General features: G+C 70.3%; 13 protein-coding genes. 8 read left to right on the forward strand and 5 right to left on the reverse strand.

From position 1 onward, the window contains the following. The first annotated feature begins 4 nt into the window (after window positions 1-4). The 3 genes from ACW17X_RS07395 (at window position 5) to ACW17X_RS07405 (ending at window position 3,321) form a co-directional block, all read left to right on the forward strand. Window positions 5-1,042: an oxidoreductase gene (locus ACW17X_RS07395; protein WP_492100306.1), complete on the forward strand. Its 1,038-nt coding sequence runs from the start codon at window positions 5-7 to the stop codon at window positions 1,040-1,042. Window positions 1,043-1,327: 285 nt separating this feature from the next. Further along, window positions 1,328-1,702 carry a BlaI/MecI/CopY family transcriptional regulator gene (locus ACW17X_RS07400; protein ID WP_492100307.1) on the forward strand — a complete coding sequence of 125 codons (375 nt, stop codon included), beginning with the start codon at window positions 1,328-1,330 and terminating at the stop codon, window positions 1,700-1,702. Continuing rightward, a complete protein-coding gene (locus tag ACW17X_RS07405) occupies window positions 1,699-3,321 on the forward strand; it encodes a M56 family metallopeptidase (RefSeq protein ID WP_492100308.1) in 1,623 nt (540 codons plus the stop codon). Before ACW17X_RS07400 ends, ACW17X_RS07405 begins: the two co-directional genes overlap by 4 nt. A gap of 276 nt (window positions 3,322-3,597) precedes the next feature. Here ACW17X_RS07405 and ACW17X_RS07410 read toward each other — a convergent pair whose 3' ends face one another. The 5 genes from ACW17X_RS07410 to ACW17X_RS07430 form a co-directional block, all read right to left on the reverse strand. Then, window positions 3,598-4,926, reverse strand: coding sequence for an Hsp70 family protein (locus ACW17X_RS07410; protein ID WP_492100309.1), 1,329 nt, complete (start codon window positions 4,924-4,926; stop codon window positions 3,598-3,600). A 68-nt stretch (window positions 4,927-4,994) separates the two neighbouring features. Continuing rightward, complete coding sequence (locus ACW17X_RS07415; RefSeq protein WP_492100310.1) at window positions 4,995-5,195, reverse strand: hypothetical protein; 201 nt, start codon at window positions 5,193-5,195, stop codon at window positions 4,995-4,997. Window positions 5,196-5,299: 104 nt separating this feature from the next. Then, the gene (locus tag ACW17X_RS07420) at window positions 5,300-6,139 is read right to left on the reverse strand and encodes an HpcH/HpaI aldolase/citrate lyase family protein (protein ID WP_492100311.1); all 840 of its coding nucleotides are present in this window, start codon (window positions 6,137-6,139) and stop codon (window positions 5,300-5,302) included. Further along, the gene (locus ACW17X_RS07425; RefSeq protein ID WP_492100312.1) at window positions 6,139-6,816 is read right to left on the reverse strand and encodes an SDR family NAD(P)-dependent oxidoreductase; all 678 of its coding nucleotides are present in this window, start codon (window positions 6,814-6,816) and stop codon (window positions 6,139-6,141) included. The genes ACW17X_RS07420 and ACW17X_RS07425 overlap by 1 nt, the downstream gene beginning before the upstream one ends. A gap of 32 nt (window positions 6,817-6,848) precedes the next feature. After that, window positions 6,849-7,346 carry a GAF domain-containing protein gene (locus ACW17X_RS07430; protein ID WP_492100313.1) on the reverse strand — a complete coding sequence of 166 codons (498 nt, stop codon included), beginning with the start codon at window positions 7,344-7,346 and terminating at the stop codon, window positions 6,849-6,851. Window positions 7,347-7,595: 249 nt separating this feature from the next. On the opposite strand from ACW17X_RS07430, the gene ACW17X_RS07435 reads away from it, so the two are divergent. The 5 genes from ACW17X_RS07435 (at window position 7,596) to ACW17X_RS07455 (ending at window position 13,853) form a co-directional block, all read left to right on the forward strand. Next, window positions 7,596-9,098, forward strand: coding sequence for a tetratricopeptide repeat protein (locus tag ACW17X_RS07435; protein ID WP_492100314.1), 1,503 nt, complete (start codon window positions 7,596-7,598; stop codon window positions 9,096-9,098). 18 nt (window positions 9,099-9,116) lie between these two features. Continuing rightward, complete coding sequence (locus tag ACW17X_RS07440) at window positions 9,117-10,556, forward strand: right-handed parallel beta-helix repeat-containing protein (RefSeq protein ID WP_492100315.1); 1,440 nt, start codon at window positions 9,117-9,119, stop codon at window positions 10,554-10,556. A gap of 938 nt (window positions 10,557-11,494) precedes the next feature. Further along, on the forward strand, window positions 11,495-12,763 hold the full coding sequence (locus ACW17X_RS07445; RefSeq protein ID WP_492100316.1) for a cation:proton antiporter domain-containing protein: 1,269 nt from the start codon (window positions 11,495-11,497) through the stop codon (window positions 12,761-12,763). A 44-nt stretch (window positions 12,764-12,807) separates the two neighbouring features. Then, the gene (locus ACW17X_RS07450; RefSeq protein WP_492100317.1) at window positions 12,808-13,005 is read left to right on the forward strand and encodes a DUF2093 domain-containing protein; all 198 of its coding nucleotides are present in this window, start codon (window positions 12,808-12,810) and stop codon (window positions 13,003-13,005) included. After that, the gene (locus tag ACW17X_RS07455; protein WP_492100318.1) at window positions 13,002-13,853 is read left to right on the forward strand and encodes a M23 family metallopeptidase; all 852 of its coding nucleotides are present in this window, start codon (window positions 13,002-13,004) and stop codon (window positions 13,851-13,853) included. The genes ACW17X_RS07450 and ACW17X_RS07455 overlap by 4 nt, the downstream gene beginning before the upstream one ends. Window positions 13,854-13,860 lie beyond the last annotated feature (7 nt).

Below are 13,860 nucleotides of genomic sequence, written 5' to 3' on the forward strand. Positions count from 1 at the left end.
GGGCATGACCTCAAACGCACCCATCGGCGTCGCCGTCGTCGGCTACGGCCTGGCGGGCCAGACCTTCCACGCCCCCCTGATCACCGCCACCCCCGGCCTGACCTTGACCGCCGTCGTCTCGTCGCGCCCTGAAGCGGTCCACGCCGACATGCCCGAGGTCGCAGTCCTGCCCGACCTGGACGCTGCGCTCGCCCGCGACGACATCGGCCTGATCGTCGTCGCCACCCCCGACGCCCTGCACGCCGAACAGTCGATCGCCGCGCTTCAGGCCGGCAAATCGGTGGTGGTGGACAAGCCCTTCGCCGCCACCCTGGCCGACGCGCAAGCCGTCGCCGCCGTGGCGGCCGCGTCGCCTGGCGTCTTCAGCGTCTTCCAGAATCGCCGCTGGGACGCCGACTTCCTGACCCTGCGCCGCCTGATCGCCGAAGGTGAACTGGGCGACATCGCCGTATTCGAAAGCCACTACGACCGCTTCCGCCCGACCGTGACCGACCGCTGGAAGGACCAGCGCGACGGCGGCGTCTGGGCTGACCTGGGCCCGCACCTGATCGACCAGGCGGTGCAGCTGTTCGGCCCGCCCCTGGGCGTCTACGCCGACCTCCAGGCCCAGCGTCACGGCGCGACCGCCATCGACTACGCCCACGTCCTGCTGCGCTACGACCGGCTGCGCGTCATCCTGAACATGAGCCACCTCGCCGCCGAGGCTTCGCTCCGCTACGTCGTCCACGGCACGGGCGGCAGCTTCATCAAACACGGCCTCGACGCCCAGGAGAGCCAGTCCAAAGCCGGCCTGCGCCCCGGCGACGCCGACTGGGGCCTGGACCCCTCGCCCGGCGTCCTGACCCAACAGATCGACGGCCAAACCCTCCGCACCACACCGCCCCCCGAACGCGGCGACTACCCCGCCTTCTACGCCGCCGTCCGCGACGCCATCCAGGGCAAGGGCCCGCCGCCCGTCCCCGCCGCCCAGGCCCTGACCGTCATGCGCATCCTCGACGCGGGACTACGCAGCGCCGCCGAGGGCCGCGAGGTGTCGCTCTAGCCTTCACCTCCCCGCGCGCGAAGGCGCGCGGGGAGGACAGGTCGCGCTTGCGACCAGGAGGGGGCGACTCCGACGGTGATGATTACCACGCCGGCTTCACACACCGTCTCGCCCCCACCTGGCGTTCGCTGACGCTCCCGCCTGTCCTCCCCGCCGGCCATCGCCGACGGGGAGGTGAGAGCGCCCCCACCCTACCGCGAGTTCATCCGCCCGCCTCATTCCCGCCCCAATCCGCTACACATGTAGCGCTACAAACGTAGCGTCAACAGCCACGGGAACAGCCTCATGATCGAATCCCTGCCCCGCCGCGAACGCGAGATCTTCGAGACCCTGTGTCGGCTCGAGACCGCCGCCGCCGCCGCCGTCCGCAACGCCCTGGCTGACCCGATCAGCGACTCCGCCGTCCGCACCCTGCTGTCGCGGCTCGAGGCCAAGGGTCTGATCGAACGCGCCCCTGGCCCCGACGGCTATGTCTACAGCCCGGTCCAGCGCACCGAGGCCGTCGCCGCCGGCGCCCTGCAACGGATGATCGACACCTTCTTCGCCGGCTCGGCCGCCAGCGCCGCCACCGCCCTGCTGGGCCTGGGCCAGAAGCTGACGCCGCAAGAGGCCGCCGCCCTCGAACGCATCATCGACGAATCCGTGGAGCGCAAGTCGTGACCTGGGCCCTTCTCCTTTCGCTGCTGGTCAAGTCCAGCCTGATCGCCGGCGCCGGCCTGGCCTGTTCGCGCCTGCTGGCCCAACGGCCGGTCGACCGGGTCGATATCCTGCGCGGCGTGACCTGTCTGCTGTTGGCTTTGCCGGTGATCATGGCGGTCCTGCCGTCGCTGGAACTGGCCCTGCTGCCCGCCGCCGACCCCCTCCTGACGCCACAACCCATGCCCATGTGGCAGGGCGAGGTCGGCCCCGTCGCCGGGGTCGAGATCTCCGGCGCCCTGCCCTGGCCCACGCCCGCGCTGATCGTCGGCCTGATCTGGCTGATCGGCGTCGCTGCGGTGGCCGGCCGGCTGCTCTTGGGCCTCCACACCCTGGAGCGCTGGACCCACGAAGGCCGCGCCGTCAAATGCCCCGCCTGGCGCACCGCGCTGGACACCCAGACCACCGGCCAACCGCCGCGCCTGATCGCCAATGACCGGCTGTCGGGTCCGCTCAGCTGGGGCGCCGCGCCCGGCGTCATCCTGGTCGATCCGGCCAGTCTCGCCGAACGCCAGGCCGCCCCCGCCATCCTCGCCCACGAACTGGCCCATCTGCGGCGCAAGGACTGGGTCTTCCTGGTTCTGTCGCGGCTCAGCCTGGCCCTGTTCTGGTTCAACCCCCTGGTCTGGGCCCTGCACCTCGACCTGGTCGCCCGCACCGAAGAGGCCGCCGACGCCGACGCCCTGACCACCGTGGACCGTCAGGTCTACGCCCGCGCCCTGGTCCGCCTGGCCGCGCATCCCGTCCCCCGCTCCATTCCCTGCGCCGCCAGCCCCATGGCCGCCGACGCCCGCACCCTGAAGACAAGGATCGCCTGCATCATGTCGAACACGCCGTCCCGCCGTCGCCCGCTGACCGTCGCCCTGACCGTCGCCGCCCTCGCCGCCGTCGCCACGCCGCTGGCCGCCCTGGAGCTGAGCCGTCAGGACTGCGCCAGCCCGCCCGAAGCGCCCGTGCCCCCGGCCCCGCCTGCGCCGCCCGCCCCGCCGTCGATGGTCGTCCCGCCGGCGCCGCCCGCGCCTCCGGCTCCGCCTGCGCCGCCGGTCTCTCGCTCAAGCTATACCTACACCTACAGCGGCGACCCCTCGCCGGAAGCGGAACGCGCCGAAGCAGAGCAGGCCCGTACCGAAGCCGATCAGGCCCGCGCCGAAGCCGACCTGGCCCGTCGTATCGCCGACCAAGGCCGCGCTCACGCTGACCAAGCCCGCCGCATCGCCGACCAAGGCCGCGCCCGGGCCGAGGTCGCCCGCGCTCACGCCGCCCAGGCCCGCGTCGAAGCTGAAAAAGCGCGGCGGCTGGGTGAACAGGCTCGGCTCCAGGCCGCCAGCGACCGCGTGGACGCCCGCCGCCAGATGGCCCTCGGCGCCGAACAGATGCGCAAGAGTGCGCAGGAACTGCGGACCGAAGCCGTCCGCCTCCGCGACCCCGCCTACCGCGCCCGCCAGATCGCCGAGAACCGCGCACGCGGCAACCGCGTCACCGACGCCGAACTCCGGGCCGTCGCCGCCAGCCTGCCCGCCAAGGCCAACGAAATGGACCGTGACGCGGACCGCCTGGCGCAAGACGCGCGGCGCGCAGACTGAACTAGGCCGCTGGTCCTCCGGCGGCGATCAGGGCCAGGCCGAACGGCGACAGGTTTCGCTCTAAGCCCGGTCCGCTTCCCTTTCGTCATTCCGGGCGAAGGGCCGCTTGGCCCGTAGACCCGGAACCCAGCGGCGCCGAAGGCGAAATCTATCCGCCGCACACTGCCTGAAGATCAAGGCCGCGACAGGTTCGCGCTCTCGCGCGCCGCTGGGTTCCGGGTCTCCGCTGCGCTCCGCCCGGAATGACGAAAGCTCATATCCGGCGTGTCAGCCGGCTTACGCCCCTTGCGTCCACCGCTCCACGTCGGGCTGAAGACCGATCAGAGCCAGGCCGGCGGCGATGGATTCGAACTCGCCGCCGGTCTCGATCCGCTCCGTTCCGAACCGGCGATGGAACATCGTCCGCACGGCGGGGGTCAACGAGGTGCCGCCCGTCAGGAAGACCCGGTCGATCCCCTCCGGCGCCAGGCCCGAGACGCGCATCGCCTCTTCCAGCGCCTCGTCCAGCGCCGTCTCAATGGCGGTCAGCTCGGGCGCGATCCAGGCCTCGAACTCGGCGCGCGTGACCGGCTTTTCGATCCGAACATCGCCGGCCACGAACGAGAAGTCCGCCGCCTCGGCCGCCGACAGATCCTGTTTCAGCGTCGAGACCGCGCGGTACAGGGCGTGGCCGTGATTGTCGTCCAGCACCTCGATCAGCCGGTCGATCTTCTCGGGCTCCAGCGAGGTCGTGGCCAGGCCCCGGATGTCGCGCATGTCGCGCGACGCCCGCAGCAGGGCCAGCTGATCCCAGCGGGCGAAGGCGGAATAATAGCGCTGCGGCACCGGCAGGGTCTTGCCCACACTGGCGTAGAAACTGCCCTTGCCCAGTTCCGGCGACACCAGATTGTCGATGATCCGATAGTCGAAGGCGTCGCCCGCCACCCCGACCCCCGACCGCGCCAGGGGCGTGGACTTCAGCCCGTCGGGCGTCCGTTCGAAGCGGATGATCGAAAAGTCGCTGGTGCCCCCGCCGAAGTCGGCGACCAGCACCGTCGCATCCTGTTTCAGGGTCCGCGCGAAATAGAAGGCGGCGCCCACCGGCTCATAGGCGTAGCGCACATCCTCGAAGCCCAGCCGCTTGAAGGCGGTCTCATACCGCTCCAGCGCCAAGGCCTCGTCCGGCCGGCCGCCGGCGAATGTCACAGGCCGGCCCACGATGACGCGCGGCGGAAGATCGGCCATGGCCGCCCCCGCATGGTGGCGCAGCTTCAGCAGGAAGGCCGCCAGCAGGTCCTCGAACGTATAGCGCCGGTCGTGGATACGGGTCTCGGTGAAGGCGGCGCTGGCGGCGAAGGTCTTGAACGACTGGATGAAACGGGTGTCGTGCGGATCGTCGACATAGGCCTCGATGGCCCAGGGCCCGGCCTCGACCACCCGCTCGGGCCGCCCCGCGCCCTCAGCGGCGTGGAACTGGAAGCTCAGGGCCGAGCGGAAGGTCGAGCTTTCGCCCCCCTCCACTGCAAACTGCACCAGGACGGCGCCCGTCGTCGGGTCCGCCACCGCGACCACCGAATTGGTCGTGCCGAAGTCGATGCCGATCGTCAGCGGCTGTGGCGTGGTCATGACCCGGCTCCTTGAAGGGCGGGCTTCCTACAGTGTCCGGCGGCAATAGGAAACTGAGCTTCGTCGCCCTACGGACATTGGACCGAGCGCGAGAGCGTCGCCGCGCTGTCGGAGCGGCACGCGCTCTGCCGCTCCAGTCCGTCGCCGATCAGCCGGAACACCGCCGCCCAGACCAGCAACGAGAAGATCGCCGCCCCGCCCCAGCCGATGAATCGCCGGTAGGTTCGGCCGGCGGGATCCAGGTCCGGGATGATGTCAAGGTCGTCCATATCGACGTCCGATCAGAAACAGACCCCTTCATTCGCCTCCAGCGCGAGTCCCGCAACCCGGCAAGATACTTAATCGGATCAGCATCTGTGGACGGTCGTCGCCGTCATCGGCTCGCGGCTTTGTGGCGCGCCAGCAAGGCCTCGGCCTGCACCAGATGCAGCCGCTCCACCATGGCGCCCCCCACCCGGATCGCGCCCCGCCCCTCGGCTTCAGGCGCGGCGAAGGCTTCGACCACGGCGCGGGCCGCTTCGACCTCCGCCTCCGACGGAGAGAAGGCGGCGTTGGCGGCGGCGATCTGCGACGGATGGATCAGGCTCTTGCCGTCGAACCCGTACAGCCGCCCCTGCGCCGCCTCGGCCGTCAGTCCGTCCCCGTCCTCGATCCGGTTGAACACCCCGTCGATCGCCACCAGCCCGTGCGCCCGCGCCGCGACGACCACGGCCGCCAGCCACGGCTTGAACGGCTCGCGATCCGGTGATGCACCGGTCCCCAGGGCCTTGGCCAGATCGTTGACCCCCAGCATCAGCCCGTCCAGCCGCCCGCCCGCGCCCGCAATATCGTTCAGCGCGATCAGCCCACGCGGCGTCTCGATCATGGCCCACAAGGCCGCCCCCGGCGCACGAGCCGAGATCGCATGGACCGTCTCCACCGTCTCCACCTTGGGCGCGACGATCAGGCCGGCGCCCGCGTCCGCCAAGGCGTCCAGATCATCCGCGCCCCATTCGGTGTCCAGGGCGTTGATCCGCACGCCCAGCCTCGGCCCGAAGCCCCCCGCCTTCACCGCCGCCACCGCCGCCGCCCGCGCCTCAACCTTGGCCTCAGGCGCCACCGCGTCCTCCAGGTCCAGGATCGCCACGTCGCAGTCCAGGGTCCGCGCCTTCTCCACCGCCCGCGCGTTCGACGCCGGCAGATACAGCACGCTGCGGACCAGTTCGCCCCGCATCAGACCCGCCCGGTCACAGGGACCAGCGCCCCGGTCATGGCCCGGCTCTCGGGCGAGGCCAGGAACAGGATCACCGCCGCCAGATCGGCCGGCGCGACCCAGGTCGCCGGATCGGCGTCCGGCATGTCCTTGCGGTTGGCCGGGGTGTCGATGATCGAGGGCAGGACGGCGTTGACCGTCACCGCCGTCGTCTTCAGCTCCTCCGCCAGGGCCTGGGTCAGGGCGTGCACGCCCAGCTTGGCCGCCCCATAGGCCCCCATGCCCGCCCCGGGCTTCAGCGCCGCGGCCGAGCCGACATTGACGATCCGCCCGTCGGCCGCCGCCTTCAGATAAGGCAGGGCCGCGCGGCTGGCGTTCAGGGCGGTGGTCAGGTTCAGCGCCTGCATCCGGTCCCAGGCCGGCGCCGCATCCTCCGTCGTCTGCCACACGAAGCCGCCGGCGATATTGGCCAGTACGTCCAGCCGCCCGAACCGGCTGATGACAGAGGCCACGGCCCCCTCGGCCTGAGCCGCGTCGGTCAGGTCGACCCCGCCGATCTCCAGCACCCCGGCCGGGACCGGATGACCCTCGGCATGGTCGATGACCGCGACCGCCAGCCCCGCCGCCCGCGCAGCCTCCAGAACGGCCCGGCCCAGCACCCCGTGCCCGCCGGTAATCACCATCACCCGTTGCGTCATCTCGTCCTCCATCCCTTCCCCCGTCCTTCAGCTCAACCGGCGGCGAAGACCTTGGCCATCAGCCGCTCCAGCCCGACCTGGTCCACGGCGTCAAAGGCGGCCGGCGTCGTCGCATCCACGTCGAACACGGCGATCAGGTCGCCCGCCGCGTCCAGCACCGGCACGACGATCTCGCTGGCCGAGCGGCTGTCGCAGGCGATATGGCCGGAGAAGGCGTGGACGTCCTCGACCAGCTGGGTCTGGCGCGTCGCCGCCGCCGTCCCGCACACCCCGCGCCCGAAGGCGATCCGCAGGCATCCCAGCGTCCCCTGATACGGCCCGACCACCAGTTCATCGGTCTTGTCCGGCGCCACGACGTAAAACCCCGTCCAGAAGAAGTCGTCGAAGGCGTCGGCCAGCATCGAGGCCACCGTCGCCATCCGCGCCGTCAGATTCGGCTCCCCGTCCAGAACGGCCAGAATCTCGGCCTCGAGCTCGACATAGAGATCCGCCTTGTCGGCGGGGCGGTCGTCGCGGGCGACATAGGACATGGGCGGCTCCTTCGATTCGCAGCCGATATAGGCGGCGGCGCCCCCGGAAGCGAGCCTCCGCGCAGAAAGCTCAATTTCTTAAATATCGGAAATCGCACAACAAGGTTCGAACACCCGAAAAATGTCGCTTGCTGTGGCGCCGCTTTGTCGCAAAACATCGTTAACCATGTTTGACGGTCTGACCTGTCGGCGCCTGCGCGCCGCCCTGCGTCACGTCGATAAGTGGGTTTGCGGGAGCGACAGGACAGTATGGGGGAGTACGACAACGCGGATCGCGGTCCGTCCCGGCTCCAGCGGCATCGCATGCCCCTGGCCGGCGGAGCCGTGGCGGTTCTGGTCCTGCTGATCGCCGTCCTGCTGCTGGCCAGCTGCGGCGACGGCGCCCCCGCCTTCTGGCGGCGCGGCGGCCAGAACGAGGCCGCCCTGTCCTGCCCTCGCCCGGCCTCGGTCACGGGGTCCGAGTTCAACGCCCAGGAGGCCGGTCTGCGCCACCTGCGCCGCGCCGCCTTCCGCGGCGACGTCTTCGCCCAGCTCGAGCTGGGGTCGCGCTACGCCGCCGTCCGCGCCACCGACAAGAATATCGAGGACCCGATCGAAAGCTCGGTCTGGTACGCCATGGCCCTGGCTAACGACGAGGGCTACGCCCCGATCAACGGCGTCGATCGCAAGGGCGGCGTGTTCGGCGGCGGCCTGCGCCCCCTGTCGAAATACGACGACTGCCGCGCCTTCGAACGCCACCGCGCCTATCAGGTGCTGGACCGCCAGCTGTCGCGCATGAGCCGCGAGGAGCAGGAGGCGGTGCGCGACCGGGTCATCTACATCCTCTCCACCCAGGACGCCGAGGGCTACCGCACCCTGGCCCGGCTGCACGACGGCCTCTACGGCCCGTTCGGAGAGCCTGCGGACAATCGCGAGGCGCGCGAGGCGCTCGGCCGCAAGCCCGACGGCAAGGGCCTCAGCCAGCCCCGCTCGCGCGGCGGCTACTGGGCGGCGGTAAACCTGTTCCAGCGCAACGACGTCGATGCTTACCTCTACAACTATCTCGCGGTTCAGACCGGCGACGTCGGCGCCTATGTGCTGATGAAGGACTTCGAACGCTCCTCGCCCGGCCGCGCCCAATACGCCGGCTTCGTCGAGGCCAAGGCCCGCCAGTGGACGCCCCCGTTCGAATTCTACCCGCTGGAGGCCCCGGCCTCGGGCGTGCCCTTCTCGGACGAAAGCCGCCCGCGCGGCGACGCCTATGAATACGCCCTGTCGCGCCTTCAGGGCGAACTGCCCTTCGTCCATGTCGGCCGCGCCCTGCGCTATCTCGGCGTGACCCAGGAGACGGCCACCGCCCCCGAACAACTGTCCCGGCAACAGATCGAGGCCTTCGAGGCCATGATCGGCCATGCGACCGAAAGCCGGCTGTCCCCGGTCGAACGGGTCCGCGCCATTCAGCTCGCGGCCGTCAATGGCTCGTCCGAGGCCCAGCTGGTCCTGGCGGTCATGTACGCCGAGGGGATCGGCCTGCCCGCCGACTACGCCCGCTCTTTCAAATGGTTCAGCGAGGCCGCCCGCCAGGGCAGCCCCGAGGCCAAGTTCGCCATGTCCACCTATTTCGCCCTCGGCGTCGCCGGGGTGGCGGATCAGGACAAGGCCGACGCCGTCGCCTTCCGCATCGAATCCGCGCTGTCGGGCTTCGGCCCCTCGGCCTCGCGTCTGCAGGCCCTGCTGTCCCAGGTGTCCCGCGCCCAACAACAGCGCCGTTAACAGGGAGGGTCTGGTCGCATGAACATCCGCTCGCTCGCGAAAGTCTCGCTCCTCGCGGCCTTCGCTTTTTCAGCCCTTTCGGCCCTGCCCGACCCGGTTCAGGCCCAGGTCGCCGCAAAGGTCGAGGCCCAGACCCGGCCGAACTTCGGCGTCCTGCTGGACCCGCCGACCCGCAGCCGCCCGCGCGCCCATCGCCGCTATGACTATGGCCGTTATCGCGGTCCCGACTGGCGTCCCCTCCCCCGTCCCCCGCACCAGGAAGAAGTCGTCCTGGTCGATTGCGGCGGCAATCCCGGCTCGGGCGCGATCGAAAGCGCGGTCCAGCGCGTGCGCCCCGGCGGCACCCTGATCATCCGCGCCAAGGCCGGCGCCTGCGTCGGCTGGCTGAACATCGACAAGCCGATGACCATCATCGGCGACAGCGGCTTCGATCCGCGCCGCTGGGACGCGGCGACCCCGACGCTCGTGGCCCCGGACGGCCTGCCCTGCCTGACCGTTGCGCCCGGCGTCCGGGTCGAGGTCCGCGACCTGGTCTTCGCCTCGCCCCGCGCCGGCGACGCCGCCTGCGTGGTCGGCTATAACGCCGAGATCGTCATGAGCCGCGTCGGCTTCCGCCACGCCGGCGACGAGGCCGCCATCTACGCCGACGGCGGCCTGCTGGACCTGCGCGACGTTCTGATCGACGCCCGCACCGTCTCGGCCGCCATCGTCGCCGACGGCGCCGCCGCCACCCTGTACGAACTGGCCATCACCGGGGCCCAGTCGGGCGTCGATCTGACGCCGGGCTCCGGCGCCCCGTCCACCCTGACCTCGGTCACCCTGATCGGCTCGGAACAGCCGAACAATTTCGGCCCCCGCGCCATCGGCGTCATCGTCCGATCCGCCCGCGACTACGGCCAGGTGGCCATCAGCAACGCCAAGATCTGCGGCTATGTCGAGGGCGTGGCGGTCGAGGGCGCCTCGGTCTCGGTCTCCAACAGCCGGATCTGCAAGGGCGACAAGGGCGCCGTCCTCTACAACGGCGAGCTCGTCTTCGATCAGAACCGCGTCCGCGTCAGCCAGATCGGCGTCGCCGCCGTCTCGGGCCGGGCCGTCGTCACCGGCAACAGTTTCGCCGGCGTCCGCGACGCCATCTACGCCGAGGACCGCGCCAATATCGAGGCCCACGACAACCGCGTCTGGTCGCGCGACCTATGCCGCCCACGCTTCGAAAACCGCTACCGCGACCGCTACGCCCCGTCCTGGGGCAGCCGCGGCCGCGATTACGAATGTCAGTACACCCCCTATCCCCGCGACTGGTGGGAAGCTGAAGACGGCCAGTACTACGACCACGGCTACGCCCTGGACGGCTACGACCGCTACCAGCAGGGCTACGGCTGGTACGACCGCGACGGCCGCTACATCCCCGACGACCGCTACCGCGGCGACGACCGCTGGCGCCGCAGCGGCTGGTTCTAGGCCGCTCTTCAGACCCTCTCCCGCTTGCGGGAGAGGTGGCCCGGCGTCCGCGCAGCGGACCAGGGTCGGAGAGGGAAGTGTCGCCGGAAGTAAGACTTCCCCCATCGTCAGCCGTCTCGCTTCGCTCGACGAGCTGACACTTCCCCCGCAAGCGGGGGAAGGTCTGTGACCGCCGCGCTCACCTCCCCGTTCGCGTAGGCGAACGGGGAGGACCGGCGGGAGCGTCAGCGAGCGCCAGGTGGGGGCGACTCGGTGTCTGAAGCGGGCAAGGGTCATCCCCACCGCCGGAGTCGCCCCCGCCTGGTCGCAAGCGCGACCTGTCCTCCCCCCGCGCCTTCGCGCGCGGAGAGGTGAGCTAGCGCGCACAATGACGCTGCCTCCCCCTCAACGATTTCAACGCCCTAACAGAATCTCACCCCCCTCTTCTAATCACCCCTCAAACCTCCCGCATAATCCTCTCATCCCCGCCGATGGGGAGGGCGTCGGATCCAACGCCCTGACGGCGGCGGGGCTGTGGTCGAGCGATGAAGCCGGCGGGATGGAGACCGCCGGGGTCCTTAGGGGCGGCGATGGATGCCGTCTCCTGCTCGCCGCACGCTTAGGAAAGCGGACCGCTGTCGATTGTCATCGGCATGTCCGCCCCGGCGAAGCCGTCGCAAGGCGGCCCGCCGATCCGGCAAGGCTCGAAGAATAGGGCCGCCAGCCGGAGCGCGTGTGGAAAACGACCGCGTGGGACGACGACTGCGCCGAAACGGTACTTAAAACTCCAAACCCCGGGTGCAGACCCGGCGTCCCACGCCCTCCCCAACTTCGCCGTGAACGCGGCGAAGGCGAAGACGCATGCCCGACGCGACACTGCGTCATCTTGTCAGACCCGCCGACGCCCCCCACCTGAACCCTACCCCCAAACCAGACCCTCGCCCGCGACAGGAGCCTCGATGCCGCATGCCGACAGCCTGATTCTCACCCTGGTCGGAGGCTTCGTCCTCGCCTTCGTGTTCGGCATGTTGGCCAATCGCCTGAAGCTCTCGCCCCTGGTCGGCTATCTGGTCGCCGGGGTCGCCGTCGGGCCCTATACGGGCGGCTTCGTCGCCGACACCGAACTGGCGCCCCAGCTGGCCGAGATCGGCGTCATCCTGCTGATGTTCGGGGTCGGGCTGCACTTCTCGCCCAAGGATCTGATGCAGGTCCGCAAGGTGGCCATCCCCGGCGCCCTGGTCCAGATCGGCGTCGCAACGGTCCTCGGCTGGGCCCTCGGCCGTTTCGTGCTTCAGCTCGGCGACGTCGAGGCCCTGCTGATGGGCTTCGCCCTCTCCGTCGCCTCCACCGTGGTCCTGCTGCGCGCCCTGGAAGAGCGCAAACAGGTCAAGGGCGAGATCGGCCGTATCGCCGTGGGCTGGCTGATCGTCGAGGATCTGGTCATCGTCATCGCCCTGGTCATGCTGCCGATGATCATCCTGCCCGCCGGCGCCCAGACCGATCTGGCGGCCCTGGGCCTGAACATCGGCTGGACCCTGCTGAAGGTCGTCCTGTTCGTCGTCGCCATGCTGGTCGTCGGCGGAAAACTGGTGCCCTGGCTGCTGGTCCGCATCGCCCACACCCGGTCGCGCGAACTCTTCACCCTGGGCGTCCTGGCCATCGCCCTCGGCATCGCCTGGCTGGCCTATTATCTGTTCCACTCGTTCGCCCTCGGCGCCTTCCTGGCCGGCCTGGTGATGAACGCCTCGCCCCTGGGCCACAACGCCGCCGAACGGTCCCTGCCCCTGCGCGACGCCTTCGCCGTCCTCTTCTTCGTCTCGGTCGGCATGTTGTTCGACCCGATGATCCTGGTGCGCCAGCCCTGGGCCGTGCTCGGCGTCCTGGGCATCATCATCATCGGCAAGTCGGCCGCCGCCCTGGTCATCACCAAGACCTTCAAACTGGACCGGCCGACCGCCCTGACCGTCGCCGCGGCCCTGGCCCAGATCGGCGAATTCTCCTTCATCCTGGCCGCGCTCGGCGTCAGCCTGGGGGCCATGAGCCGCGAGACCCACGACCTGATCCTGGCCGCCGCCCTGCTGTCGATCTCGCTGAATCCCTTCGTCTTCCTGTTCACCGACCGATTGGGCGGCCGCCCCCGTCCGCCGGCCGCCGGCTCGCCCGAGGCCAAGCAGGCGGCGATCGATCAGAAGGCCGACCGGGCCGGTCCCAATCCGGCGACGGCGTGAAACTCTCCTTGGCCTCAGCGGCCGATCATCGTTAACTGGCCCCCATGGACAAAACCCTTTCCGCACAGGCGACCCTTCATTACGGCGACGGCGAATTCGCCGTTCTGAAACCCGGACGCTTCGTCCGCTGCGCCGTCACCGAACAGCCGATCCCGCTTGAGACGCTGCGCTATTGGAGCCCGACCCGGCAGGAAGCCTATTACGGCCCGGCCGAGTTCATCGCCGGGATGAAGGCCGGGTGATCGGCCGCCGCGCCATTCTGCTGGGCGTCGGCGCGGCCCTCGCCGTCCCGCACAGACTGGGCGCCTATGTGCCGGTTCCAGGCCAACTCGACCTGATCCTGAACGGCGCCTGGCGTCAGGGCGGCTACGCCCTGGGCCGCACCGAGCCTCGCGCCCTGATCTTCGTGGACGGCGAGGCCCTATGCACCGCCTCGGCCGACGGCCTCTTCGTCGTCGGCTTCGACCGCGACGCCCCCGCTGTGGTCGAGATCGCGGCCCGCTCCGGCGACCGCACGACCCGCCGGCTCCTCGACATCGCACCCCATGACTTCCCCTCGACCCGCATCGACGGCCTGCCGCCCGCCACCGTCGAGCCCAGCGACCCCGCCCTCTTGGCCCGCATCCAGCGGGAAGTCGCCCTCAAGACCGAAGCCTTCGCCAGCCGCGCGGACGCCGACGATTTCCGCGACGGCTTCATCTGGCCGCTCGAGGCCTTCCGCATCTCCAGCCAATGGGGGGCGCAGCGGGTCCTGAACGGCACGCCCGCCCGGCCCCACTACGGCATAGACCTCGCCGCCCCCGCCGGAACCCTGATCCGCGCCCCCGCCGACGGCCGCGTCATCTTCGTCCGCCCCGACATGCATTTCGAGGGCGGCCTGACCCTGATCGACCATGGACAGGGGCTGATCAGCGCCTATCTGCACCAGTCGCAACAGGGCGTGGCTTCAGGCCAGACCGTCCGACGCGGCGATCCCCTGGGTCGTGTCGGCATGACCGGCCGCGCCACCGGCCCCCACCTGTGCTGGCGCCTGAAGTGGCGCGACCGCAACCTGGACCCCTCGCTTCTGGTGGGCGTCCACACACCCTGACGCAGAT

The sequence above is a fragment of the Brevundimonas sp. FV1ye4L genome (assembly GCF_058681255.1).